The sequence below is a fragment of the Parabacteroides gordonii MS-1 = DSM 23371 genome (genome assembly GCF_000969825.1).
Classification (GTDB): Bacteria; Bacteroidota; Bacteroidia; order Bacteroidales; family Tannerellaceae; genus Parabacteroides; species Parabacteroides gordonii.
Window position 1 is genome coordinate 1063983 of record NZ_KQ033919.1, and the last position, 24302, is coordinate 1088284.

At 42.9% G+C, this 24302-nt stretch carries 18 protein-coding genes; 3 read left to right on the forward strand and 15 right to left on the reverse strand.

What is annotated here, in order from left to right; translation table 11 throughout:
* Positions 1 to 138: 138 nt before the first annotated feature.
* The 9 genes from dnaA to HMPREF1536_RS04320 all read right to left on the reverse strand — a co-directional run bounded on the left by dnaA (position 139) and on the right by HMPREF1536_RS04320 (position 8819).
* Complete coding sequence (gene dnaA / locus HMPREF1536_RS04280) at positions 139 to 1536, reverse strand: chromosomal replication initiator protein DnaA (protein ID WP_028726947.1); 1398 nt, start codon at positions 1534 to 1536, stop codon at positions 139 to 141.
* Between the two features lie 368 nt (positions 1537 to 1904).
* Complete coding sequence (locus HMPREF1536_RS04285) at positions 1905 to 2789, reverse strand: MlaD family protein (protein WP_028726946.1); 885 nt, start codon at positions 2787 to 2789, stop codon at positions 1905 to 1907.
* Between the two features lie 25 nt (positions 2790 to 2814).
* Positions 2815 to 4044 carry an N-acetylmuramoyl-L-alanine amidase family protein gene (locus HMPREF1536_RS04290; RefSeq protein ID WP_028726945.1) on the reverse strand — a complete coding sequence of 410 codons (1230 nt, stop codon included), beginning with the start codon at positions 4042 to 4044 and terminating at the stop codon, positions 2815 to 2817.
* A 121-nt stretch (positions 4045 to 4165) separates the two neighbouring features.
* Positions 4166 to 4609 (reverse strand): 50S ribosomal protein L9, encoded by a 444-nt coding sequence (gene rplI, locus HMPREF1536_RS04295; protein WP_028726944.1) that lies wholly within the window; start codon positions 4607 to 4609, stop codon positions 4166 to 4168.
* A 21-nt stretch (positions 4610 to 4630) separates the two neighbouring features.
* A complete protein-coding gene (gene rpsR, locus HMPREF1536_RS04300; protein ID WP_007654155.1) occupies positions 4631 to 4900 on the reverse strand; it encodes a 30S ribosomal protein S18 in 270 nt (89 codons plus the stop codon).
* Positions 4901 to 4902: 2 nt separating this feature from the next.
* Positions 4903 to 5256: a 30S ribosomal protein S6 gene (gene rpsF / locus HMPREF1536_RS04305; RefSeq protein WP_028726943.1), complete on the reverse strand. Its 354-nt coding sequence runs from the start codon at positions 5254 to 5256 to the stop codon at positions 4903 to 4905.
* 118 nt (positions 5257 to 5374) lie between these two features.
* The gene (locus HMPREF1536_RS04310; protein ID WP_044191705.1) at positions 5375 to 6883 is read right to left on the reverse strand and encodes a sulfatase; all 1509 of its coding nucleotides are present in this window, start codon (positions 6881 to 6883) and stop codon (positions 5375 to 5377) included.
* Positions 6884 to 6901: 18 nt separating this feature from the next.
* Positions 6902 to 8122: an alkaline phosphatase family protein gene (locus HMPREF1536_RS04315; protein ID WP_028726941.1), complete on the reverse strand. Its 1221-nt coding sequence runs from the start codon at positions 8120 to 8122 to the stop codon at positions 6902 to 6904.
* 73 nt (positions 8123 to 8195) lie between these two features.
* Positions 8196 to 8819: a hypothetical protein gene (locus HMPREF1536_RS04320; protein ID WP_028726940.1), complete on the reverse strand. Its 624-nt coding sequence runs from the start codon at positions 8817 to 8819 to the stop codon at positions 8196 to 8198.
* Positions 8820 to 9225: 406 nt separating this feature from the next.
* On the opposite strand from HMPREF1536_RS04320, the gene HMPREF1536_RS04325 reads away from it, so the two are divergent.
* A complete protein-coding gene (locus tag HMPREF1536_RS04325) occupies positions 9226 to 10230 on the forward strand; it encodes an alpha/beta hydrolase (RefSeq protein ID WP_028726939.1) in 1005 nt (334 codons plus the stop codon).
* Between the two features lie 2 nt (positions 10231 to 10232).
* On the opposite strand, the gene HMPREF1536_RS04330 is transcribed toward HMPREF1536_RS04325, so the two are convergent.
* Positions 10233 to 11618, reverse strand: coding sequence for a protein kinase domain-containing protein (locus tag HMPREF1536_RS04330; RefSeq protein WP_028726938.1), 1386 nt, complete (start codon positions 11616 to 11618; stop codon positions 10233 to 10235).
* 140 nt (positions 11619 to 11758) lie between these two features.
* Between HMPREF1536_RS04330 and HMPREF1536_RS04335 the strand changes: the two genes are divergently transcribed.
* Positions 11759 to 13243, forward strand: coding sequence for a capsule assembly Wzi family protein (locus HMPREF1536_RS04335; RefSeq protein ID WP_028726937.1), 1485 nt, complete (start codon positions 11759 to 11761; stop codon positions 13241 to 13243).
* A gap of 7 nt (positions 13244 to 13250) precedes the next feature.
* Here HMPREF1536_RS04335 and HMPREF1536_RS04340 read toward each other — a convergent pair whose 3' ends face one another.
* On the reverse strand, positions 13251 to 13988 hold the full coding sequence (locus tag HMPREF1536_RS04340; protein ID WP_028726936.1) for a lysophospholipid acyltransferase family protein: 738 nt from the start codon (positions 13986 to 13988) through the stop codon (positions 13251 to 13253).
* A gap of 139 nt (positions 13989 to 14127) precedes the next feature.
* On the opposite strand from HMPREF1536_RS04340, the gene HMPREF1536_RS27820 reads away from it, so the two are divergent.
* Complete coding sequence (locus HMPREF1536_RS27820; protein WP_167331494.1) at positions 14128 to 14298, forward strand: hypothetical protein; 171 nt, start codon at positions 14128 to 14130, stop codon at positions 14296 to 14298.
* 86 nt (positions 14299 to 14384) lie between these two features.
* Here HMPREF1536_RS27820 and HMPREF1536_RS04345 read toward each other — a convergent pair whose 3' ends face one another.
* The 4 genes from HMPREF1536_RS04345 to rpoB all read right to left on the reverse strand — a co-directional run bounded on the left by HMPREF1536_RS04345 (position 14385) and on the right by rpoB (position 24273).
* Positions 14385 to 14708: a DUF3467 domain-containing protein gene (locus HMPREF1536_RS04345; RefSeq protein ID WP_028726935.1), complete on the reverse strand. Its 324-nt coding sequence runs from the start codon at positions 14706 to 14708 to the stop codon at positions 14385 to 14387.
* Between the two features lie 388 nt (positions 14709 to 15096).
* Complete coding sequence (locus HMPREF1536_RS04350; RefSeq protein WP_028726934.1) at positions 15097 to 15960, reverse strand: endonuclease/exonuclease/phosphatase family protein; 864 nt, start codon at positions 15958 to 15960, stop codon at positions 15097 to 15099.
* A 133-nt stretch (positions 15961 to 16093) separates the two neighbouring features.
* On the reverse strand, positions 16094 to 20386 hold the full coding sequence (rpoC, locus tag HMPREF1536_RS04355; RefSeq protein ID WP_028726933.1) for a DNA-directed RNA polymerase subunit beta': 4293 nt from the start codon (positions 20384 to 20386) through the stop codon (positions 16094 to 16096).
* Positions 20387 to 20460: 74 nt separating this feature from the next.
* On the reverse strand, positions 20461 to 24273 hold the full coding sequence (gene rpoB, locus HMPREF1536_RS04360; RefSeq protein WP_028726932.1) for a DNA-directed RNA polymerase subunit beta: 3813 nt from the start codon (positions 24271 to 24273) through the stop codon (positions 20461 to 20463).
* Positions 24274 to 24302: the final 29 nt, after the last annotated feature.

Here is a 24302-nt window from a genome sequence, read left to right on the forward strand (position 1 = left end):
ATGAAAATCAACATATTAACTTTCGAAGCCACATAAAAAGTTTTCCAAAATAAAAACCTCTTACATTTCATGGTTTCCCAAAACAGAAAAGGACACCACATAAAATGGCATCCTTTTCTACTATATTTTAAGGCTTTTTCAGCCCTTCAGCTTAACTTCGATTTCTTCGACAGACGAACGGAAAGACTTGCTTGTTTCCATCTGGTCTTTGATCGTTTTACAGGCATGCAAAACGGTGGCATGATCTTTCTTTCCGACAATCTTTCCGATATGGGAGAATGAACAGTCGGTATACTTTTTTGCAAGATACATCGTTATCTGACGAGCCTGCACAATTTCACGCTTTCTGGAACGCGTCTGAATAACCGCCTGATCGAGATTGAAGTAATTACATACAATTTCCTGAATCATCTGAACGGACAGTTGCTTCTTTTCAAGACGAACAGCCTGGCTAACCACACGTTTAGTCAAAGGCAGGTCTATTTCCTTATTATTGATAACAGCATTCGCCATCAGGGATACGAGAATACCTTCCAGGTCGCGAACATTTTCTGTTACATTATTTGCAATAAAGTTGAATACTTCATCCGGAATAACAATTCCGTCATGATTGATCTTATTCTTAAGGATCTTCTTCCGCAGGTCGAGATCCGGACGGCTCAACTCAGCAGTCAACCCCCATTTCAAACGAGTGATCAAACGTTCTTCCATCCCCTGTAAGTCGACAGGAGCCTTATCGGATGTAAGGATCAACTGTTTTCCTAATTGGTGAAGATGGTTGAATATATGGAAGAATGTATTCTGAGTTTTATCCATACCGATCAATTCCTGGATATCATCCAGCAACAGGACATCGATATTCTGATAAAAGTTCAGGAAGTCATTCGTTGTATTTTTACGGATCGCATCAGTAAACTGTACGCGGAAAAGATGAGACGAAACATACAATACCTTCTTTTCCGGATGAAGCTCACGGATACGGGTACCAATTGCATGACACAAGTGTGTTTTGCCTACTCCCGAAGGGCCGAATATGAATAAAGGATTAAATGTTGTCTTTCCGGGATTCTGGGCAACGGCTTCACCCGCAGTACGCACCAACTTATTACTGGTTCCTTCAAAATAGTTCTCAAAGTTATATTTGGGATTCAACTGAGGATCTAAATCCTGAGGTGCAGTCTGTACAAATGGATTAGGAGCCTTGTTTGCATCTTTGGGAGTTATCTTCTTTACTGCTACTGAACCATTCTCTGCCGGATAATCTACTGTACCGCCAGTCGTCTTATCTACCATAACACGGTAGTTAAGAATTGTCCCCTGACCGATAACACGATATAATGTAACCTTCAGTACATTTACGTATTTCTCTTCAAGATATTCGTAAAAGAACTGGCTCGGTACCTGAATCGTAAATTTATTATCCTCATACGATAGAGGTATGATCGGCATGAACCATGTGTTAAAAGCGGCCTCCGGCACGATGTCTTTTATAACAGCGAGGCATTTATTCCACAATGTCTGATATTCAGTCTGCATGATTTATTACTCTCCCAACTATAGCTTTTATATTTCTTTTCGACTACAAAGTTTAGAAATTAATTCGGAAAAAAAAAGCTCCGAATTATTTGGTTCTTTTGAATGTTTAATATCCCATTTAGTGTCAGACAGTTATGAAAACACACCTGACTAGCAAGCACTTATCCACAACTCCGATCAAGAGCCCTTTATTTTGGGACACTTTTGCTATCCACACTACGTTCCTCTTTCTCATGCAAAAAGACCTCAAGAATAGGTTATCCTCCTCTATCTAAAGGCCTTAAGCAAGTCTGAAATCAGGGTTGTATATTTTTTTCTTTAATTGGAATAATTCTAAATAACATTAGATGTTTTAATATTCCTTTCAGTTAAAAAACAGAAAAATGAACATATCTTTTCGGGTTCTTCTTCAGGTCTATCAACAAATTGGATGCATTCACCATCGTACTATCCAAATTATCATATAAACTCCTGTCATTCAACAATAAGCCCAGACTATTATCCTTCTTATTCAGCTTGTCTGTAGTAAGCTGAAGGTTAGCCAAAGTAGCATTTATCGAATTTACTGTTGTTGCCAGATCCAACTCCTTCAAACCGGAACTTACTTCAGTAAAATTTCCTGTTATCACTTTCAGATCAGAAACAATACCCGGAACCTCTTTACTCAGGAGCGTATTCAACTGACGGGTAGATACCTCCAGATTACCCGTTGTCTTTTCAATATGATCCAATGACTGAGCAATGGCCGGATGGGTAATCAGCGTTTGCAGGCCTCCCAGGATCGAATCGATCTTTGGTAGAAGCTCTGCCACACCGGGCAAGATCTTCTCCTGCACCGCCTGCATCATATCTTCTTCCATTCGTCCTTCAAGGGTTGCCCCGGGCTTCAGGTAATCTTTTACATATTTATTCAGATGTATATGAAGCTCACCTCCACTCAGCAATGTCTTAATAATCGTAATATAACTGCCGGATGTCAGTTTCATCTCATCATCCAGGCTGATCTCCACCGTTATTTTATCCGTATTTTCATAATCATAGACAATACTCCTAACCAATCCAACTTTAAAACCATCAATATAAACAGGACTGGAGACAGTCACATCTTTTACATTATGAAATGTAACGAAATAATGATTTACCGGTTTAAATAAATTTATCCCTTTCAGATAATTAATCCCGAAATACAGCAATGCCAGACTGATAATACTTACAAGTCCGATCTTTGCCTCTTTGGTCAGTATACTTTTCATTCCTTTAAATTATATGTTTCTCTATTTAATATTTCACCTTTTTGTCATCTTTAAATGCTACGATAAACGCATCTTTAAAGTCCTTAGCCACCTGTCGACGCAACTTTCTGATAGAATCAAAATCCGTTGTTTCGCCATAAGTATATTTATAAATTCCTTTTTCTACAAAGAAGTTCACATTCTTATATCCTTTAAACACTTTAGCCCCCGGAGAAAGTTTTTTATCGGACGTAAGAATTTGCACTTTATAGATTATTTTACCTGTCGTATCCGACTTTCCTTTAGTCGATGCCGCAGGCTGCGATTGCTTTCTTTGCGAAGAGGTTGAGGTATTCTTTTTCCTGTTAAGAATATACTCCTCACTACCGACCGGAGCATCGGAGAGGTTATCCTGCGTTTCCGGTTCACTGCTTACTTCCGGGACACTGCGTGTCTGCGATGAAGCAACCCGGGTATTAGCTCCCGCAGAAACTCCTCCCTGTTTCCTGTCGTATTCCTTTTTATATTTGGTAAAAGCATCACTGAGCGCATTTGCCAGTTTATTCTGCCCGTCGGACGATTTCATAAAGCGCTCTTCTTCCCGGTTGGAGATATACCCTAATTCGACCAGGACACTCGGCATACTTGTTTTCCTCAATACCAAGAAACCGGCCTGCCTTACACCTCTGTCGCCACGGTTGGCCGATGTAAAACACTTCTGTATCTCTGAAGCCAAGCTGATACTTTGCTCCATATGCTTGTTCTGCATAAACTCGAAGATAATATACGACTCAGAGGAATTCGGGTCGAACCCTTCATATTTCTGAAGATAATTATCTTCCAGAAGAATAGCGGAGTTCTCACGCATAGCTACAGCCAGGTTTTCATCGGTACGGGCCAAACCTAATGTATAAGTTTCCGTACCACGAGCTGTACTTCCTTTTTTTACGGAATTAGTATGTATCGATATAAACAAATCAGCTTTATTCCTATTCGCAATATTAGCACGTTCATCCAACTCGATAAAACGATCCGTTTTACGGGTATAGATAACTTTTACATCGTCATGATTGGCCGAGATTTTATCTCCCAGCTTTAAAGCCACAGACAGATTGATCACCTTTTCATCGATAACAGTACCACGTGCGCCCGGGTCTTTACCACCATGACCGGCATCGATCACAACAGTAAATGTCTTCTCCCTGGCCTGAACTACAGGCAGAGTCAGAAACAAGGCTATCAGCAGATTTATATATAGAAAAGATATTTTTGCCACCTTAAAGTTTTATTGCAAATTTGGGGCAAATGTAGTGTTTTTTTACTGATTAATAGTTCATAAAACAAAAAAAAGCGAACCCCAAAGGATTCGCTTTCTTACTTTATCTTGTGTTACTGAATTATTCAGAAACCACTTCGAAAGGAATTTCAACAGAAACTTCTTTGTGAAGTTTAAGGATAGCCTTGTAGCTACCAACTTCTTTAACAGCTTCTTTGATATAGATAATCTTACGTTCTACTTCGTGACCAGCTTTTGCCAAAGCTTCAGCAACCTGGATATTTGTTACAGAACCAAAGATTGTACCTGTTGAGCTGGTCTTTGCACCGATAGTCAGTGAAACACCTTCCAACTTTGCAGCCAATGCCTGAGCATCTTCTTTGATCTTAGCCAATTTGTGAGCACGTTGTCTCATGTTTTCAGCCAATACTTTCTTTGCAGACTCAGAAGCGATAACTGCCTTACCCTGGGGGATTAGAAAGTTACGTCCGTAACCGTCTTTTACTGTTACGATATCGTCTTTGTAACCTAAGTTGATTACATCTTCTTTCAAAATAACTTGCATATTCTGTCTCCTCTCTTTATTTTATTTCATTAAATCGGTTACGTAAGGAAGCAACGCCAAGTGACGAGCTCTTTTTACAGCCTGAGCGATACGACGCTGGAATTTCAAAGAAGTACCAGTGATACGACGCGGAAGAATTTTACCCTGTTCGTTCAGGAATTTCTTCAGGAATTCAGGATCTTTGTAATCGATATACTTGATACCGTTCTTTTTGAAACGGCAATATTTCTTTTTCTTAACGTCTACTGAAGGCGGAGTTAAATATCTGATTTCTGATTGAGTTGCTGCCATGATTAATTCTCCTTTACTGTTTCTTTAGATGATTTCAGATTTCTTCTCTTAGCGGCATATTCTGCTGCATATTTATCCTGGCGGAAAGTCAGGAAGCGGATTACACGTTCGTCACGACGGAAGTTTACTTCCAGAGTAGCGATAGTTTCCGGATTTGCCTTGAATTCAACCAGCTGATAGAAGCCTGTTGTTTTCTTGTCGATAGGATAAGCTAATTTGCGCAATCCCCAATTTTCTTCGTTCACGATTTCTGCACCCTGTTCTTTCAGGATGTTCGTGAATTTTTCTACCGCTTCCTTCATCTGTGCGTCAGACAAAACGGGAGTTAAAATGAAAACGGTTTCATAATTGTTCATAAAACGCTGTTTTATATTTGTTAGTACTTAAAAATTTGCGGGGCAAAGGTAAGAAGTTTTTCCGAGTATACAACACATTACGTGTTATTTTTTCTCTAAGTTTCTGTTACTCCCTCTTTTAATAAACCGGCCTCAACACATTCCCCTTCGCATCTTCCGGGTAAAGTGCTCCTTCGGCATCGAGTTGGGTTGTCATTGCTTTTACCATCTTGACCAGTAATTTGGGATTTCTTTCCGATACATCGAGTGATTCGCCCGGATCTTTCTTCAAGTTATACAGACGGCAACGGGGTTCAGACGGATTTTCCGGATTATAATAATAGATCAGTTTCCAATCTCCTTCTATATAAGTTGTAAAGTAACTTCCCCTGTGGCTATGCGGGAAATGCATCAGTACAGTCTCCGGACGGCTATTGTTTCTCTTCCCTTCCAATTGATCCCGCAGGTCGACGCCATCGACAATATGTCCCTTCGGATTTTTTGCTCCGCTCAAAGAGACAAGTGTCGGGTAAATATCCATTACAGTTCCCATCTGCAACTGGACTCCTCCCACTTCAATCGGTAATTGCTTCTGAACCGAATTATTCATATCCGGCTTACCCCAGCAGGCAATAAACGGAACGCGGACTCCTCCTTCAAATTCGGAACCTTTCTTTCCACGCAAAGGAGCTGAAGAAGTGTAACCTTTATCATCCCCCAGAGGAGCATCGGAACCATTATCTCCCAGGAATATTATTAACGTATTCTCGGCAATGCCCAATTCTTCCAGATGATCCATAATATCGCCCAACGATTTATCCATTCCTTCGATCAAGGTAGCAAAATCAGCCGCCACTTTAGGCTTCTCCGAAACATTGTAATGACCGGCAAAACGTTTATCTGCCTCAAAAGGAGAATGAACGGCATAGTGAGACATATATAAGAAGAAAGGTTTCTTTTCCCCTACAGCCTGGGTGATCTGCTCATTCGCTTCCAAGGTTAGGGCTTCACTCAGGAAGGTATCCGTACCATGATACTTTTCTAATCCCGGTACGGCACGGGCCTTTTGCCCTTTAATGTTTCCATATCCGTTCTCACCGTAATAACTTCCCGGATGCCCGATAGAAGAACCGGCTATATTCACGTCGAAACCGATATTCTGCGGAAGTTCCCCATCGCTGTTCTGGCAACCGAAATGCGCTTTGCCTACATGGATCGTTTTATATCCGGCCTCATGCAGTACACGGGGCAATGTTACATCATTCTTCGAGATACCTTTCCAGTTCCAGTCTGTCGGGCCGAAAGGAGTTTTGTTATTCGTTTCAGAATTGATCCAGTTAGTCGTCCTGTGACGGGTCGAGTTTTGTCCGGTCATGATGGATGCACGGGAAGGGGAGCTGACACTTTGCGCATAGAAAGTAGAGAAGCGGATTCCCTGACGAGCCATACGCTCCATATTCGGTGTCTGATACCAGTCGTTCAGCGGATAACGAACCGGATTACCAGCCTCATCCGTCAGAAACGGCAACGAGGTATCCATCAGGCCCATATCATCGACCAGAAAAACAATAACATTCGGACGTTCCTGTGCCATAAGCGGCTGTCCGGCTAAAAGCAATAATGCAGAAGTACACAGAGTTTTTTTCATACTATTTATTTTATATACCTATTTTTCCAACCAGCGATTCAGATGATTACCCGGAGCAGCGACAACAAACTTATAGAACTTCGATGCCGGCAAAGCTTGCAGGTCGACCGTATAATTTTTCGTCCCGGCCGGCAGCGTCGCCAGTTTGATCCATTCATCTTCCCCACCCTCTTTGAATTTATTTGCGGCGGCGGCATAAACACTCACCGGAGCATCTTCCGAATAACATTTCCAGGACAGCCCGACCGTATTGTCATAAGGCATTGTCTGCAAATCATAAATATCGGCATCCCCGACAAAAGACATGCCATCCTGCTCCCACAAGACAGGCTGCGGAACCTCAAAACCCATGAACCGGCAAATGGAAGGCGCAATATCGGTGATCGCCAAACTGCCGGATGTGAAATGGCTGTTTACCGGCACATTCGTTGAAACCCAGGTAGTACGTTCGCGCCAGGACTGTCCCCCGTGGCCGTGACCATTCTCTCCGCGTCCGTGATCCGTAGTGATTACGACCATCCACTCTTCATCAAAATTGGCCTCGCGATACTTCACGGCTTCCCAGATACGGGCAACCTGATCGTCCGCTTTCCGTACATATTCATCGAAAAAGGCTCCGTTGCCGGCAATATGCCCCGCATCGTCGGTATACCACAGATATACCCAGCTCAGGTCGGGCGCATCCTTACGGATACCTTCTGCCGCATCTTTCGAGATTTGTTCGTCTATATCGAAGATATGCAAATCCTTCTCTTTCTTCGGGAAACGGATGGTGTCCAGGTCGTAACCGTCTTTCACGTAGTCGATCTTGAGATAGTTTGTCTCCTTTTTCCCCTCCCCGATCAGGACAGTCCGGTTATCCGTCCAGCTGGAATAGATGGCCGTTTTATATTCTTTCGGTTGCTCTTTGGCTATCCGGAAGATTGTCCAGTAGTTATAATTCGGTTGCAGGTCGGAGTTGCCGCCTACATTATGTTTATTGAACCAGGTCGATGTCAGCAGATTGGTATAACCTATGGCCGAGATCGTCGCCGTCTGTGAATATCCGCCTATCTCCCCTCCGGTATATGCCCGGCTATAAGCGCCTTTCGAAGCTATATCGAATATGGCCGGCGTATGAAGCCTTTCGATTTGATCGGCCGGAACCCCATCGACAATTACATACACCGCTTTCTTGGTCTTAGCGAACAAACCGGCACAACACAAGCTAACCAGCAACAGATAATAAAAACGTCTCATAACTATCTTCCCTTATTGATTTAACAAAGTCTTAAATATACATATTTCTTTCATTCCACAAAAAAACAAACGACTATTCAGCGGCTTGTACCGACTTTTCCTGAATGCGTCTGATCGAAACCACCCGTCGATGTGCCTCTTTCAGCAGATTCAACTCCTTTAAAGTCAGGATAATTTCGCACGTCTGCGAACAATACGGAAAACTCGCCTGTAAAACCTGGGTCTGCTTATTATCTGCGTTATAACAAACCACCTCCACTTGATTATCGACCTCAATAACATCATCCGTAAAGATCACGACATTCTTATCTATCGTAGATACTCCCAGATAGGAAACCTTCGTGAAGTTCTGCTTTCCGTTCTCAAATTCCACCGGAGAATACAACGTATTTTGAAGTCCTTCGATAAGTCCGGCACTCCCCTTCCCTAATATCTCCCCGGCAACTTTCCCTATCGAGTCGGCATTCTTCGTCAGCAATTTACTTAAAGATTTCCCGACGCCTTTTCCTACTTCTCCTAAACCATCGGCAGCTTTCTCTCCGGTTTCTTCCCCCCGGTCTTTCAGCGCGTCCGATATTCCATCGATCACATCCAGCGTTTTCTCGGTAACTTTCTTTGAACTATCCCGTGTGCTACAAGAAATCACAGGCAACAAAATCAGGATACTTCCCAAAACAATAAACCACCTTTTGATCATAATAACAGGAGTTTAATTAACACTAATGAGTTTGTTTTCGCATCATTTATCAATGAAGTTCTAAAAGTACACAAATCTTTTATTTTATGAAACAAAGCGTACCTCTTATTATTTTATTTGTCTGGACGGTACTCTTTAGTTTGTACATAAAATGCTTTTAATATTTTGTTCCTATATTTTTATACTTTTGCCCATGCTAAAAATCAATTTTGAGCTAGCTCAAAATTAAATTTATGCTAGCTCGAAATTAAATTTGGGCATGCTCAAAATAATAATAATATAGATATTAAGAGTTAGTTATAAGGTAGAAAAAGATTAGAATACAAGCACTTTTCAACTAGTTGTTTCCTACCTTTGCCTCTTGAACAAAGGTAAACAAGATATAGTTATAAAAAGAAAAGCAGCTATGATACGCAAGTTACTTCTTACTTCCCTGGTATTTCTCTTTGCAGTAAGCATTTACGCGCAATATGTTCCCGACGTGCTCGGTGATGATTACGTGCGCCGTACTTTTCAGATGCCGGATGATTATGAAGGGAAAGTTGTCTGCACGCTTGTAAAAAAGCCGCAACTGCCGGATGTAAAGAAAGCAGTTCTATATATTCATGGTTACAACGATTATTTCTTCCAGAAGCAATTGGGAGACAGCGTGAATGCACATGGCTACAACTTCTATGCGATGGATCTCAGGAAGTACGGCCGTTCCATCCTGCCGAACCAAACCCCGTTCTACTGCAAAAGCCTGACGGAATATTTTGCAGACATCGATACGGCACTGGCAACCATCCGTTCGGAAGGAAATAAAAAGATACTGTTGATGGCACACTCCACCGGGGGACTTATCACGCCATTATATTTAGAAAGTAAGAAAGACAATCTCCCTGTCACCGGATTAATCTTGAACAGCCCTTTCCTGGATTGGAACTTCGGTTGGTTTATGGAAAAGGTGGCGATCCCGGTCGTTGCATTTGTCGGAAAATTTTTCCCCGACCTGACCGTGCAGGGATATGGCATTGCCTCTTATGCGCACAGTCTGCTCAAACAGTTCAAAGGGGAATGGGAATATGATACAAACTGGAAGATGATCAACGGCTATCCTAAAAAGGCCGGCTGGATAAAAGCCATCCAGGAAGGACAGCGGCAGGTGAAAAAGGGATTGAAACTGGAATTGCCGACCCTAGTGATGTCGTCCGACAAATCTTATCCGGAAACCGCAGAATGGCATAATGAATACCTGTCTTCCGATATTGTGCTGAACGTACACGATATCCAGGAATATGCGCCTCAATTAGGCTACCTGACCGTTTGCGATACTATAACCAACGGGATGCACGACCTGATCCTTTCCGAAAAGGCAGCCAGGGATCAAACCTACCATGTAGTCTTCGAGTGGATAAAATGGTGGCAATGATCTTACTTTCTCCTTGGGGACGTCACATGCAGCTTGGTCATATTATTCATGTCGTCCAGAATGTAACGGTTCACGTAGTTAAAGCTAAAGCGGAAAAAGTAATCCTTTAACGTACAAATATTAGCCGGACTGATCAGGCTATGCAGATGGTTTAATGCGATAAAGACATATCCTTCCCGGGGGATTCGGTTGTAGAACTCGATCTTGTTCCGGTCTAAGGCGATGATGTCGCCCTCACATTCCGCAAAACCGTTCATCGCTTCTTCCCAGGTGATAAGCATGTGATCTTCATAAACAGCCCAACGGTAGACATCTTTGCCGTTCACCTTCTCCGGAAGCGTGTTGGAGTGATGTACGAGGATATAGTCGTTCCGCATATCATTATCGCTGTGGATCCAGATATCGAGTACCCGGAACTGCGACGAGTTGTCGAATTTGATATAGCCGTTCTTACAGATCTGAGGAGCAAACACATGCCTGTCTACATCGGTAAAGTAAACAAGGTTGCTTCCGAAAAACTCTTTCTTCCCGACAAACTCCGAGAATAGCTTGACAATCTTGGCCTGATCCGAGCAATGCACAAACTCCGGCAATTCTTTCGGAAAGTTTTTACGGCAGATCAGGCTGAACTCCTTCAGCAAGTCGTTCGGATCCCGTTCTTTCTGGATTTCTGCGAAAGCCAGCATCTCATCCACCGTATGGAAACGTTGCTGAGTATCCTGCGTCAGGCAGCGTTCTACTATGCGGTCGTAAAATTTCAGGGCGGGGAATACCTTACTGATAGCCGTATCGTTATTCGTATTGCCGAATGCATACCACTGCAAGGTTTCTCCTATCGCTGTTATGTCGGAATTGTCCGGATCGGCAGTCTCCGCCATTGCAATATCCGTCAGCACAAAATCATTATGGTCGTCTACGAGTATGTTGCGGGGTTTGATGGCTCCATGCACAATGCCCATGCTATGCAGGAACTGAACCGTATTAGTAAGGAAACGGAATAGCTTAAGAAAAGAGTCCACAGACAGGACACTTCTATATTCTTCCAGCGAACATCTGTACAACTTCATAACCAGCACGGGGATTACCTGTCCCTGCACGGTCACAGTATCAAAGTCTGCATACTGTACAATATTACTTCTTGTCTCCAACAGGGATATTGTCAGATACTTTGCTTTAAGCTTATTTAACCACTTCTCCTTTCCCGAACCGTCTCCTTTATACAAAAAGAACTTTAAGGCAACGTCGTTCCCATTCATGCGGCCCTTGAAGACTATGCCTGTTTCGCTCTTGCCCAAAGGCTTGGTGTCGAGCTGGCATTCGCCCAAAGATAATGAAAGTCTACGCTTTTCGATTTCAAGAAATTCAAATAATAACTGTTTTTCATCCATATCAAACGTTGTAAATCAAGGAACGGAAACAAAGGTACAATTATATTTGAATTTTTATATTGCTTAAGCTTCTTTTTTAAATCTCCCGGCAGAGAGATTATTTTAATCATTACCTTTGTTGCGAACAAAAAATCAATTGAATGAAAGCCTTACGCATTATACTTGCAGGAATAATTTTATATGGCATATCGAACGACAGTTATTCCCAGACAACCGATATCCAGGATGCTACAATCTATAAAACAGAATTGTTTGGTTCAGCTGCAACCGGATCGAATACGCCGTTCTGGATGGTTAGCAACCGTTACGGCATTGTTCCGCAAGAGGCAGGCAACGGTTTGCTGAATGCAGGCGTATTCCATAACCAACATTTCGGCAAAGGTTTTCGCTGGGGGGCCGGACTGGATGTTGTAGCCGCCGTGCCCCGCTATCGTAATGTATTCATTCAGCAGGCGTATGCGGAGATAGGTTATAAAAGTTTGTTGTTCAGTGTGGGGAGTAAGGAAAGATATAATTCACTGTGGGATCGGAATCTGAGCTCCGGTGATATGGTACAATCCACCAATGCGCGCCCCATACCGGAAGTCAACCTGAGTATGCCGGAGTTTACCTTGGTTCCCCTGACTAAAGGCTGGTTGCAGGTAAGAGGTGATTTCGCTATCGGCAGGTCATTCGATACGGACTATCTGAAAGACTTCGCTAATTCCAAACAAGTCTATATCAAGAATGTGCTTTGGCATCATAAGTCTTTCTTCTTCCGAATTAAAGATACGGAAAATGATTTTCCCTTGTCTCTCACAGCCGGTGTCCAACACTATGCCCAATGGGGAGGAACTTCTACCGATCCGAAGATCGGAAAACAACCTCAATCTTTTAAAGATATGATACGGGTGATATGTGGACAAAAAGGTGGTAGTGATGCTACATTGTCCGATCAGATCAATGTATTGGGAAGCCATTACGGTTCGTACGACTTCAAATTAAGCTACACGGAGAAAGACTGGGGAGCTCATATTTATTATCAGCATTATTTCAACGATAAGTCGGGCATGGAGTTTGCCAATAAAACAGACGGGCTGTGGGGATTACAGTTCGACCTGCCTTTCCTTCCCTGGCTGAACAAAGTGGTTGCCGAATATCTCGTAACAATGAATCAAAGCGGCCCTATGCATTTTATCCTGTTCGACCGTGATAAATGGCAAGGCGGACGTGGAGGCGGAAACGACGATTATTATAACAATGGTGAGTATACGACAGGTTTTTCTTATTTCAACAGAGGGATAGGTTCTCCGCTGATCCCGTCTCCGGAATATAATACCGACGGTTCTTTAGGTTTCAAAAACAACCGCGTTAAAAGCTGGCATTTCGCAGCAGAAGGGGATATTAATACACAGTTATCTTATCGTGTCTTATTTACTGCGATGAATGGTTGGGGGACTTCTTATTTCCCTTTCCTGAATAAAAAATTCGGCACATCCAGCTTGATTGATATCAACTATACCCACCCTAAGTTGCAGGGATGGAAATTCTCCGGATCGGTCGCAGCAGACACAGGAACCATGTTAGGCAAAAGCGTTGGTTTCAGCCTGGGCGTCACCAAGACGGGGATATTAAAAGCCTGGTAACAAGAAATTATTTATATTTATCCCATAAAGCGGAAGCAATGATCTCCTGCGTATGATCCGCAAACTGTTGCATTCCTTTATGGGAGGTATCCATATCATTCGTCGAGATAGCCGGATGAATGATCATTTCCATCTTATGCCGGTGTATATCCAGCGAACCGATCGGCAGCACGTCGAAAGGGCCATTCAAAGTAATCGGAACAACTGGCAGACGCTGATCCAAAGCCATCTGGTAAGCTCCCTTCTTGAAACGGATCATCTTACCGTCATACGTTCGTGAACCTTCCGGAAAGACAACAACAGAAGCCCCGTTCTTCAGACAACGTTCAGCTTCCACCACACTACGGGCAGCCGCTTTAGGTGTTGAATTATCCACAAAGATGAAACCGGCAGCCCGGCAGGCAGCCCCGACGAAAGGTATCTTCCCTATCCCCGCTTTCATAACCCATTTGATAGGAACGCCCAGGAAACCATAGATCAAAAAGATGTCGAAGGCGCCCTGATGATTGGACACAAATACATAAGATTGTTTACGGTCTATATTCTCCCGTCCTTTCACTTTTACCGGACAGAGAGCCAGATAACAGGTCAGCCTCGACCAGATCATCCCGGGATAATAGGCAAATATCTTCTCACCTCCCAGCAGGCATCCGATGATAACAGTTAAGGCTGTAAGTATAGTCAGCACCACAAAGACAGGTACAAAAAACAGCCATAAATAAACCAAGTAAAGTATTCGTATCATATATAACTGTGTTAGTCCTACAAATATAGGAGCTAAAATCGATGGATTCATTATTTTTATTCTAAAATATTTTTGCAATCGGGTTATTATTACTTTATTTGCGGTAGAAAAGAAAATAATTATAAAAACATCTATAACCATGAACGAGTTAATTAAAAATCTTGGGGTAATCGTACTCTTGATCGGTGTAATCATTCTTGCAGTACCGGCTATTACTGGTGGCGTAACAAATACCATCCTTATCGCTGGTTTAGGAGTTATTATTTTGGGTTACATCGGCCACATTGTTATCAACAAGAAAATGGAGTAACACACACAAGTCTAGAAATTAAAAAAAGGATTGTTCCCTGTATTGGAAACAATCCTTTTTTATTACCCGTAAAGTGCAGGGGATATTTAAGCTTCTCCCTGAACTCCTCCCATCGGCGGGATAAAATCTTCAAAGTTGGCTGTCTTATTACCGCTTCCGCCTTTCATCTGCTCTTCATATTTGGCCAGGTTATCCTGCAAAGCAAAGAATAAACGTTTTGCATTGTCGGGAGTCAGGATCACACGGCTCTTAACCTGTGCTTTAGGGGCACCGGGAACTACGCGGATGAAGTCAAGTATGAATTCAGAAGTTGAATGTGAAATAATCGCCAGGTTAGCATAAGTGCCTTGTGCCATTTCTTCAGACAGTTCTACCTGTATCTCATTAGATTGTTTGTTATCGTTCTCCATTTCTTTTTATGTTTTATGTTTAACTAATCGGATACAAATATACAGATATAAGAGGTTTCCATGAAATATATTGTAAATAAAAAGGGCCACCTTCACAGGCGACCCTTTTCCAGTTGTGTTTTTAATTCTCAATTCTTTAGACCAATGTAAAAAAAATACCTTATTGTGTTTAATATTTATTATCCTGACTTTTAGGCTAAGGTTTTCTGTCCAGATGCATATTACTACATTTTGAACAATGCAAAGATACAAACTGTACAAAAAAACTCCAAGCGCAATTTACGTATTAACTAATATTACTTCAATTATTAACAATTTAAAACACATCTAAAAACTGTTGTAAATGTGATTATTATAAAGATCAATTCCTACAACAGATCAATCTCTTCTATTGAATGATCAAAGTTGCCATGACCGGGCAGTGATCCGAAGGATAAAGATGATTCAAGGTATCGGTAAGCACTCCGTTACGTAATACCTTAATGTCTCCTTTTACAAAAATATAATCGATCCATTCTCTCTTCTCGTTCGGTATACGGCCGTAATCGTGGAATGTCCATTCCGGGCCATATTTTAAAGAGGCTATTTCACGCGAATGAGTGACATGGCGAGGATCATTCTTATCTGTCAGCACTTTGATAGGATCATCATCCGGTGCGGCATTAAAGTCACCGGTTACAATAACCGGAAGTCCTTTAGCCAATTTATGGGCTTCTTCCAGAACCAATGAAGCTCCTTCATGGCGTGCCACTTTTCCCATATGATCCAAATGAGTGTTCAGGAAAAAGAACTTCTTACCTGATAGCTTATCCTTAAATACGCCCCAGGTGGCAACACGTTCACAGGCGGCATCCCAGCCTTTCTTACCCACTGCATTCATATCTTCCGCCAACCAGAAATTACCGCTATCCTCAAGAGAGAAACGATCCTTCTTATAAAATATCGGGGCATATTCTCCTTTTGTCTTACCGTCTTCACGTCCTACTCCCACATAACTATACTCCGGTAAACGTGCCAAAAGATCATTCAACTGATGGTTCAGAACTTCCTGGGCACCGAAGATATCGACTTCATGGAACTTTACCAGATCGGCAGCCAGATCCTTACGGTTACTCCATTGATTAGCTCCATCCTCTTTTGTATCCATGCGGATATTAAATGTCATCACATGCAAAGGTGCTTCCGGTTGCTTGGCAGACATAAAACTGACAGATAATAACACTGACAGAAAACTTAACAAAATCTTTTTCATGATATTTAATATGTTTATTTATAAAGCCTACATACAAAAGTAAAGCTTATGTCCTGATTAACCAAATTACTAAAAACAAAAAGGCTTCCGAAAATCAATTCGGAAGCCTTTTCTATTGTACGATATTTATTTCTTACTCGTCGTCTTTATCCATAGCGTTGAAATCTACTACGTTCTTACGATTAGCAAAAATACGTTCGAATTCATCCTTAGCACCAACAACCAGTTTGTCGAAGTCTCTCTGGCCTGTACCAGCCGGGATCAAGTGACCGCAGATAACGTTTTCTTTCAAACCTTCCAGACGGTCTACCTTTCCGTTGATAGCAGCTTCGTTCAATACCTTTGTTGTTTCCTGGAATGATGCAGCCGACATAAAGCTTGTTGTCTGCAATGCAGCACGTGTAATACCCTGAAGGATCTGGTTGGCAGTAGCAGGAACGGCATCACGAACTTCAACAAGTTTCATATCGCGACGTTTCAACATACTGTTTTCATCTCTCAACTTACGGGCTGTTACAATCTGACCTGCTTGTAATGTCTGAGAATCTCCTGCATCCAGAACAACTTTCTTACCCCAGATACGGTCGTTTTCATCCATTACTTCCAGTTTGTCTACAATCTGTTGTTCCAGGAAGCGAGTATCACCCGGATCGACTACTTCTACCTTACGCATCATCTGACGAACGATTACTTCGAAGTGTTTGTCGTTGATCTTCACACCCTGCAGACGGTAAACGTCCTGTACTTCATTCACAATATATTCCTGTACGGCTGTCGGGCCCTTGATAGCAAGGATATCAGATGGAGTTGTTGCACCATCGGACAACGGCATACCAGCACGGATATAGTCATTTTCCTGAACCAAAAGCTGTTTTGACAGAGGTACCATATACTTCTTCACTTCACCCAGTTTGGAAGTTACAGTAATCTCACGGTTACCACGTTTGATCTTACCGAAACCTACTTCACCGTCGATTTCAGAAACGACAGCCGGGTTAGACGGGTTACGAGCTTCAAACAACTCAGTAACACGGGGAAGACCTCCGGTGATATCACCAGCCTTACCAACTGCACGCGGGATCTTAACCAAAACCTCACCAGCCTTAACCGGATCACCGTTCTCTTTGACAACGTGAGCGCCGAGCGGCAATGAGTAGTTCTTCAGGTAGTTTCCGTTTTCATCTACGATGTGGGCAGCCGGAGCTTTTGTCTTATCTTTAGATTCGATAATGATCTTTTCCTTCAAACCTGTAGTTTCGTCACTTTCAACTTTGTAAGTAACACCTTCTACCACGCTTTCGAACTCGATCTTACCGGAAACTTCCGATACGATAACGGCATTGAACGGGTCCCATTCGATGATTACGTCACCCTTGCTGATCTTATCTCCGTTGTTGAAGAATAATTTAGAACCGTAAGGGATATTGTGAGTCAGCAATACGATCTTCGTATTCGGATCAACGATACGCATTTCAGCCAGACGGCTTACAACAACCTGATGTTTCTTTCCGGTTGCCGCATCAGTAGCTTCTACAGCACGGAGTTCGTCAATTTCCAGAATACCGTCATATTTAGATGTAATACTGTTTTCTGTTGCAATATTAGATGCGATACCACCGACGTGGAATGTACGCAGTGTCAACTGTGTACCCGGCTCACCAATAGACTGAGCAGCGATAACCCCTACGACTTCACCCTTCTGAACCATACGGCCTGTTGCGAGGTTACGTCCGTAACACTTAGCACAAACACCTTTCTTGGATTCACAGGTAAGTACGGAACGGATTTCCACACTTTCGATCGGAGAATCCTGAATCATCTTAGCTGCATCTTCGCGGATCTCTTCACCGGCAGCAACAATCAGTTCACCGGTAAGCGGATGCTGGATATCATGTACGGATACACGCCCCAGGATACGTTCGTACAGAGAAGCGATCACTTCTTCGTTATTCTTCAATTCTGTACAAATCAGACCACGCAATGTTCCACAGTCTTCTTCATTGATAATCACATCATGCGATACGTCTACCAGACGACGAGTCAGGTAACCAGCATCGGCAGTCTTCAACGCGGTATCGGCCAAACCTTTACGAGCACCGTGGGTAGAGATAAAGTACTCCAACACTGACAAACCTTCTTTAAAGTTTGAAAGGATCGGGTTTTCAATAATCTGACCACCTTCGGCACCGCTCTTCTGCGGCTTTGCCATCAAACCACGCATACCAGACAGCTGACGGATCTGTTCTTTAGAACCACGGGCTCCGGAGTCCATCATCATGTATACAGAGTTGAATCCATCGTTATCAGCAGTCAACTGCTTCATCAGGATATTAGACAACTTACTGTTGACATGTGTCCAAGTATCGATAATCTGGTTGTAACGTTCGTTGAAGGTAATGAAACCCATGCTATAGTTAGCCAGGATCTGTTCCACTTCATCATAACCTTCCTTAACCAGTGCATCTTTTTCAGGCGGGATAAGTACGTCGGCCAGGTTGAACGACAGACCTCCCTTAAATGCCATATAGTATCCTAAGTTCTTGATATCATCCAGGAACTGGGCTGTACGGGCAACGCCGCAAGTCTTGATTACCTTACCAATGATATCACGAAGAGATTTCTTTCCGAGTACTTCGTTGATATAACCAACTTCAGCAGGTACGAATTCGTTTACCATCAAACGACCTACCGATGTTTCAGTCAGCACCTTAACGATCTCACCATTTTCATTTACATCATTCACATACACTTTGATCGGAGCGTGGATGTCCACTTTCTTCTCATTGTATGCGATTGTAGCTTCTTCCGGTCCGTAGAATACTAAACCTTCTCCCAGTGTACCAGGACGCATTTTAGTAATATAGTACAAACCAAGTACCATGTCCTGAGAAGGAACGGTAATAGGCGCACCGTTAGCCGGGTTCAAAATGTTATGAGAAGCAAGCATCAACATCTGTGCTTCGAGTACAGCCTCATTTCCTAAAGGCAAGTGAACAGCCATCTGGTCACCGTCGAAGTCGGCGTTGAATGCCGTACAAGCCAACGGGTGCAACTGGATAGCCTTACCTTCGATCAGTTTCGGCTGGAATGCCTGGATACCCAAACGGTGCAGTGTCGGTGCACGGTTCAGCAACACAGGGTGACCTTTCATTACATATTCCAGGATATCCCAAACAACCGGTTCCTTACGGTCAACGATCTTCTTGGCAGACTTAACCGTTTTAACGATACCGCGTTCGATCAATTTACGGATAACGAAAGGTTTATAAAGTTCGGCAGCCATATTCTTCGGCAGACCGCACTCATGCATCTTTAATTCAGGACCTACAACGATAACCGAACGGGCAGAGTAGTCAACACGTTTACCCAACAAGTTCTGACGGAAACGACCTTGTTTACCTTTCAAACTGTCGGACAATGACTTCAACGGACGGTTAGCATCTGTCTTAACAGCACTCGATTTACGAGAGTTGTCAAACAGAGAGTCCACAGCTTCCTGAAGCATACGCTTTTCATTACGCAGGATAACTTCCGGAGCCTTAATATCAATTAATCGTTTCAGACGGTTATTACGGATAATAACACGACGATACAAATCATTCAAGTCGGAGGTTGCGAAACGTCCACCATCCAGCGGAACCAACGGACGCAATTCCGGCGGAATAACAGGAACGACCTTTACGATCATCCATTCCGGTTTGTTACGGCCTCTGGATGCACGGAAAGATTCAACAACCTGTAAACGTTTCAACGCTTCGTTCTTACGCTGCTGTGAACCGTCCGTACTTGCACGGTGACGCAATTCGTAAGAAAGAGAGTCAAGATCCAGACGAGCCAGCAAATCATAAACGGCTTCAGCACCGATCTTTGCAATGAACTTATTAGGATCCGTATCTTCCAGCATCTGGTTTTCCTTAGGCAGGTTATCCAGAATCTGCAAGTATTCTTCTTCCGAAAGCAAGTCTAATTCAGCAACAGTGTCTACACAACCCGGCTGAATAACCACATAACGTTCATAGTAAATGATAGAATCCAGTTTCTTGGTAGGCAAGCCTAACAGATAACCGATTTTATTAGGTAGAGAACGGAAATACCAGATATGAGCGACCGGAACCACCAGATGGATATGTCCCATACGTTCGCGACGCACTTTCTTCTCTGTAACTTCTACCCCGCAACGATCGCAGACAATACCTTTATAACGGATACGTTTGTATTTTCCGCAATGGCACTCATAGTCCTTGATCGGACCGAAGATACGTTCGCAGAAAAGACCGTCACGCTCAGGTTTGTACGTACGATAGTTAATCGTTTCCGGTTTCAGAACTTCGCCGCTAGAGTTTTCAAGAATCTCTTCAGGAGAAGCCAGACCGATGGTTATTTTTGAAAAGTTACTCTTTATCTTGTTTTCTTTTCTAAAAGCCATATTGTTTATTTATAAAGAGTTATCAATAGATAAAGTAGATGAGCCGAAACTCACCTACTTATATTGTTGTTGAATTAATCCAGAGTAAAGCTTAAACCTAAACCTCGCAGCTCATGAAGCAATACATTCAGAGATTCCGGAATACCCGGTTGTGGCATCGGATCACCTTTTACAATAGCCTCGTAAGCTTTAGAACGTCCTACAACGTCGTCAGACTTAATAGTAAGGATTTCCTGAAGAACATGTGCGGCACCGAAGGCTTCCAGTGCCCAAACTTCCATCTCTCCGAAACGCTGACCACCAAACTGAGCTTTACCACCCAGAGGCTGTTGGGTAATCAAAGAGTACGGACCGATTGAACGGGCGTGCATCTTATCATCAACCATGTGACCCAGCTTCAAGAAGTAAGTTACACCTACTGTTGCCGGCTGGTCGAAACGCTCACCGGTTCCACCATCATACAAATAAGACTTACCATAACGAGGGATACCCGCTTTATCAGTCATTGCATTCAGGTCATCCAGAGATGCACCGTCGAAGATCGGAGTCGCAAACTTAACATCCATTGTTCTACCGGCCCAACCTAATACAGCTTCAAAGATCTGTCCCAGGTTCATACGGGAAGGCACACCCAGCGGGTTCAAACAGATATCAACCGGAGTTCCGTCTTCCAGGAACGGCATATCTTCCTGACGAACGATCTTGGAAACAATACCCTTGTTACCGTGGCGACCGGCCATCTTATCACCTACCTGGATCTTACGTTTCTTAGCAATATAAACTTTCGCCATCTGAACAATACCGGTAGGCAGTTCATCACCGATAGTAAGATCGAATTTCTTACGTCTCAGTTCAGCATCCAGTTCTTTATATTTCTTCAGATAGTTCAGGATAACCTGCTTGATAAGTTCATTCTTATCAGCATCGGCAGTCCATTTACTAACCTGAACAGCATTATAATCCAAATCTTCCAGAGCCTTGCGGGAGAATTTAGCACCCTTCGCAATTACTTCTGTATTCATATAGTCCTTAACACCCTGTGAAACTTTACCATTGGTAAGAGTCAATAACTTATCCACCAATAAATTTTTCAGGTCGGCCATCTTCATTTCGTATTCTTCATCCAATTTCGGAAGAATAGCCTTATCGGTCAGTCTGGACTTACGTTTCTTAACAGCTTTAGAGAATAACGCCGTATCGATAACAACACCACGAAGAGACGGAGTAGCTTTCAATGAAGCATCCTTCACATCACCAGCCTTGTCACCGAAGATGGCACGCAGCAGTTTTTCTTCCGGAGAAGGATCAGATTCACCCTTCGGAGTGATCTTACCGATCAGGATATCACCCGGTTCGATACGGGCACCTACGCGAACGATACCTCTTTCATCCAAATCCTTAGTAGCCTCTTCGCTTACGTTAGGAATATCAGATGTCAATTCTTCCATACCACGTTTCGTTTCACGAACTTCAAGGATATATTCATCCACGTGAACAGAAGTAAAGAAGTCTTCACGAACCATACGTTCGTTCAGTACGATAGCATCCTCATAGTTGTAACCCTTCCACGGCATGTAAGCCACTTTCACATTACGTCCCAAAGCAAGTTCACCCATCTGAGTTGAATAACCTTCAGTCAGGATATCACCCGTCTTCACACGCTGGCCACGATGGCAGATCGGGCGAAGGTCGACAGTGGTGCTCTGGTTTGTTTTACGCCATTTCGGGATAACATATGTCTTAATAGCATCTTCGAAGCTTACAAAGTCTTCGTCTTCGCTACGGTCATATTTGATCTTGATACAAGTTGCATCAACAAATACAATTTCACCGTCACGTTCAGCCATGATCTGAGTACGTGAATCGCGGGCAACCTGTGCCTCGATACCTGTACCTACAATCGGAGCATCCGTACGCAACAAAGGAACTGCCTGGCGCATCATGTTAGATCCCATCAATGCACGGTTAGCATCGTCATGTTCCAGGAATGGGATCAAAGAAGCTGCGATAGAAGCAATCTGTTGCGGAGCAACGTCCATCAAGTCGATTTCTGAAGGCGGAACAACAGGGAAGTCTGCTTCAAAACGGGCTTTTACTCTGTCAAGAATAAATTTACCCTCGTCATCCAACGGAGCATTACCCTGTGCAATTGTCATTTCTTCTTCTTCCTCTGCAGTATAGTATTGCAGGCTTTCTTCAGAAAAGTCTACTTTACCGTCAACCACATTACGGTACGGAGTAGAAATGAATCCCAGGTCATTGATCTTTGCATATACACACAAAGAAGAAATCAAACCGATGTTCGGTCCTTCAGGTGTTTCAATCGGACAAAGACGGCCATAGTGCGTATAGTGAACGTCACGAACCTCAAATCCGGCACGCTCTCTTGACAGACCGCCCGGTCCAAGGGCAGACAGACGACGTTTATGAGTAATTTCAGCCAACGGGTTTGTCTGGTCCATAAACTGTGACAAAGCATTCGTTCCGAAGAATGAGTTAACGACAGAAGAGATAGTCTTCGCGTTAATCAAATCGATCGGAGTAAACACTTCGTTATCACGAACATTCATACGTTCACGTACTGTACGAGACATACGGGCCAGACCGATACCGAACTGGTTGTACAATTGTTCGCCTACGGTACGTACACGACGGTTACTCAAGTGGTCGATATCATCCACGATCGCTTTCGAGTTGATCAACTCAATCAGATACTTGATGATCTCGATTATATCTTCTTTAGTCAAAACCTTTACATCATCGCTGGTAGTAAGGTTCAACTTCTTGTTAATTCTGTAACGGCCTACTTCACCTAAATCATAACGTTTTTCAGAGAAGAAAAGGTTCTGTATGACTTCACGGGCACTTGCTTCATCTGCAGGTTCTGCATTACGCAACTGACGGTAAATATACAAAACAGCCTCTTTTTCAGAGTTACTGGGGTCTTTCTGAAGCGTATTATAGATGATTGCATAATCTGAAAGATTCTGGTCTTCACGATGTAATAATACATTCTGTGTTCCAGATTCCAGAATAGCTTCAATATTATCGCTATCTAAAACCGATTCACGATCGATGATAACGTCATTACGTTCAATAGAAACAACTTCGCCGGTATCTTCATCCACGAAATCTTCCACCCATGTTTTCAACACACGGGCAGCCAGCTTGCGGCCGATCAGTTTCTTCAGGTTTGCTTTCGAAACTTTTACTTCTTCTGCCAGATTAAAGATTTCAAGAATGTCTCTATCGCCTTCAAAACCAATAGCTCTTAAAAGGGTGGTTACAGGTAATTTCTTTTTACGGTCGATATAAGCATACATCACATTATTGATGTCTGTTGCAAATTCGATCCATGAGCCTTTAAAAGGAATGATACGTGCGGAATACAATTTTGTACCGTTGGCATGTGTACTTTGACCAAAGAACACACCCGGAGAACGGTGCAACTGTGAAACAACAACACGCTCAGCACCATTTATAACGAAAGTACCACGTTCCGTCATATAAGGGATCGGGCCTAAATATACGTCCTGGATAACAGTATCGAAATCTTCATGATCCGGATCCGTACAATATAGTTTTAACTTTGCTTTTAAAGGCACACTATAGGTTAATCCGCGGGCAATACATTCATCAATGCAATAACGAGGCGGATCTATATAGTAATCTAAGAACTCCAACACAAAATTGTTTCTGGTATCTGCAATAGGGAAATTCTCTGCAAACACCTTATACAATCCCTCCTTCTTTCTCTTTTCAGGAGGTGTGTCAAGTTGAAGAAAGTCTTGGAATGACTTCAATTGAACTTCGAGAAAGTCCGGATAAGGGAACTGATTCTTAATCGAAGCAAAATTAACTCTTTGGTTTTCAGCTGTTGAAGACATCTAGTAAGGAATTTATTGAACTTATTGAA

Coding starts and splice junctions, on each gene's coding strand:
- dnaA (WP_028726947.1), bottom strand. CDS start 1,536: ATGCAGACTGAATATCAGACATTGTGGAATAAATGCCTCGCTGTTATA.
- HMPREF1536_RS04285 (WP_028726946.1), bottom strand. CDS start 2,789: ATGAAAAGTATACTGACCAAAGAGGCAAAGATCGGACTTGTAAGTATT.
- rplI (WP_028726944.1), bottom strand. CDS start 4,609: ATGCAAGTTATTTTGAAAGAAGATGTAATCAACTTAGGTTACAAAGAC.
- rpsR (WP_007654155.1), bottom strand. CDS start 4,900: ATGGCAGCAACTCAATCAGAAATCAGATATTTAACTCCGCCTTCAGTA.
- rpsF (WP_028726943.1), bottom strand. CDS start 5,256: ATGAACAATTATGAAACCGTTTTCATTTTAACTCCCGTTTTGTCTGAC.
- HMPREF1536_RS04310 (WP_044191705.1), bottom strand. CDS start 6,883: ATGAAAAAAACTCTGTGTACTTCTGCATTATTGCTTTTAGCCGGACAG.
- HMPREF1536_RS04315 (WP_028726941.1), bottom strand. CDS start 8,122: ATGAGACGTTTTTATTATCTGTTGCTGGTTAGCTTGTGTTGTGCCGGT.
- HMPREF1536_RS04320 (WP_028726940.1), bottom strand. CDS start 8,819: ATGATCAAAAGGTGGTTTATTGTTTTGGGAAGTATCCTGATTTTGTTG.
- HMPREF1536_RS04325 (WP_028726939.1), top strand. CDS start 9,226: ATGATACGCAAGTTACTTCTTACTTCCCTGGTATTTCTCTTTGCAGTA.
- HMPREF1536_RS04330 (WP_028726938.1), bottom strand. CDS start 11,618: ATGGATGAAAAACAGTTATTATTTGAATTTCTTGAAATCGAAAAGCGT.
- HMPREF1536_RS04335 (WP_028726937.1), top strand. CDS start 11,759: ATGAAAGCCTTACGCATTATACTTGCAGGAATAATTTTATATGGCATA.
- HMPREF1536_RS04340 (WP_028726936.1), bottom strand. CDS start 13,988: ATGATACGAATACTTTACTTGGTTTATTTATGGCTGTTTTTTGTACCT.
- HMPREF1536_RS27820 (WP_167331494.1), top strand. CDS start 14,128: ATGAACGAGTTAATTAAAAATCTTGGGGTAATCGTACTCTTGATCGGT.
- HMPREF1536_RS04345 (WP_028726935.1), bottom strand. CDS start 14,708: ATGGAGAACGATAACAAACAATCTAATGAGATACAGGTAGAACTGTCT.
- HMPREF1536_RS04350 (WP_028726934.1), bottom strand. CDS start 15,960: ATGAAAAAGATTTTGTTAAGTTTTCTGTCAGTGTTATTATCTGTCAGT.
- rpoC (WP_028726933.1), bottom strand. CDS start 20,386: ATGGCTTTTAGAAAAGAAAACAAGATAAAGAGTAACTTTTCAAAAATA.
- rpoB (WP_028726932.1), bottom strand. CDS start 24,273: ATGTCTTCAACAGCTGAAAACCAAAGAGTTAATTTTGCTTCGATTAAG.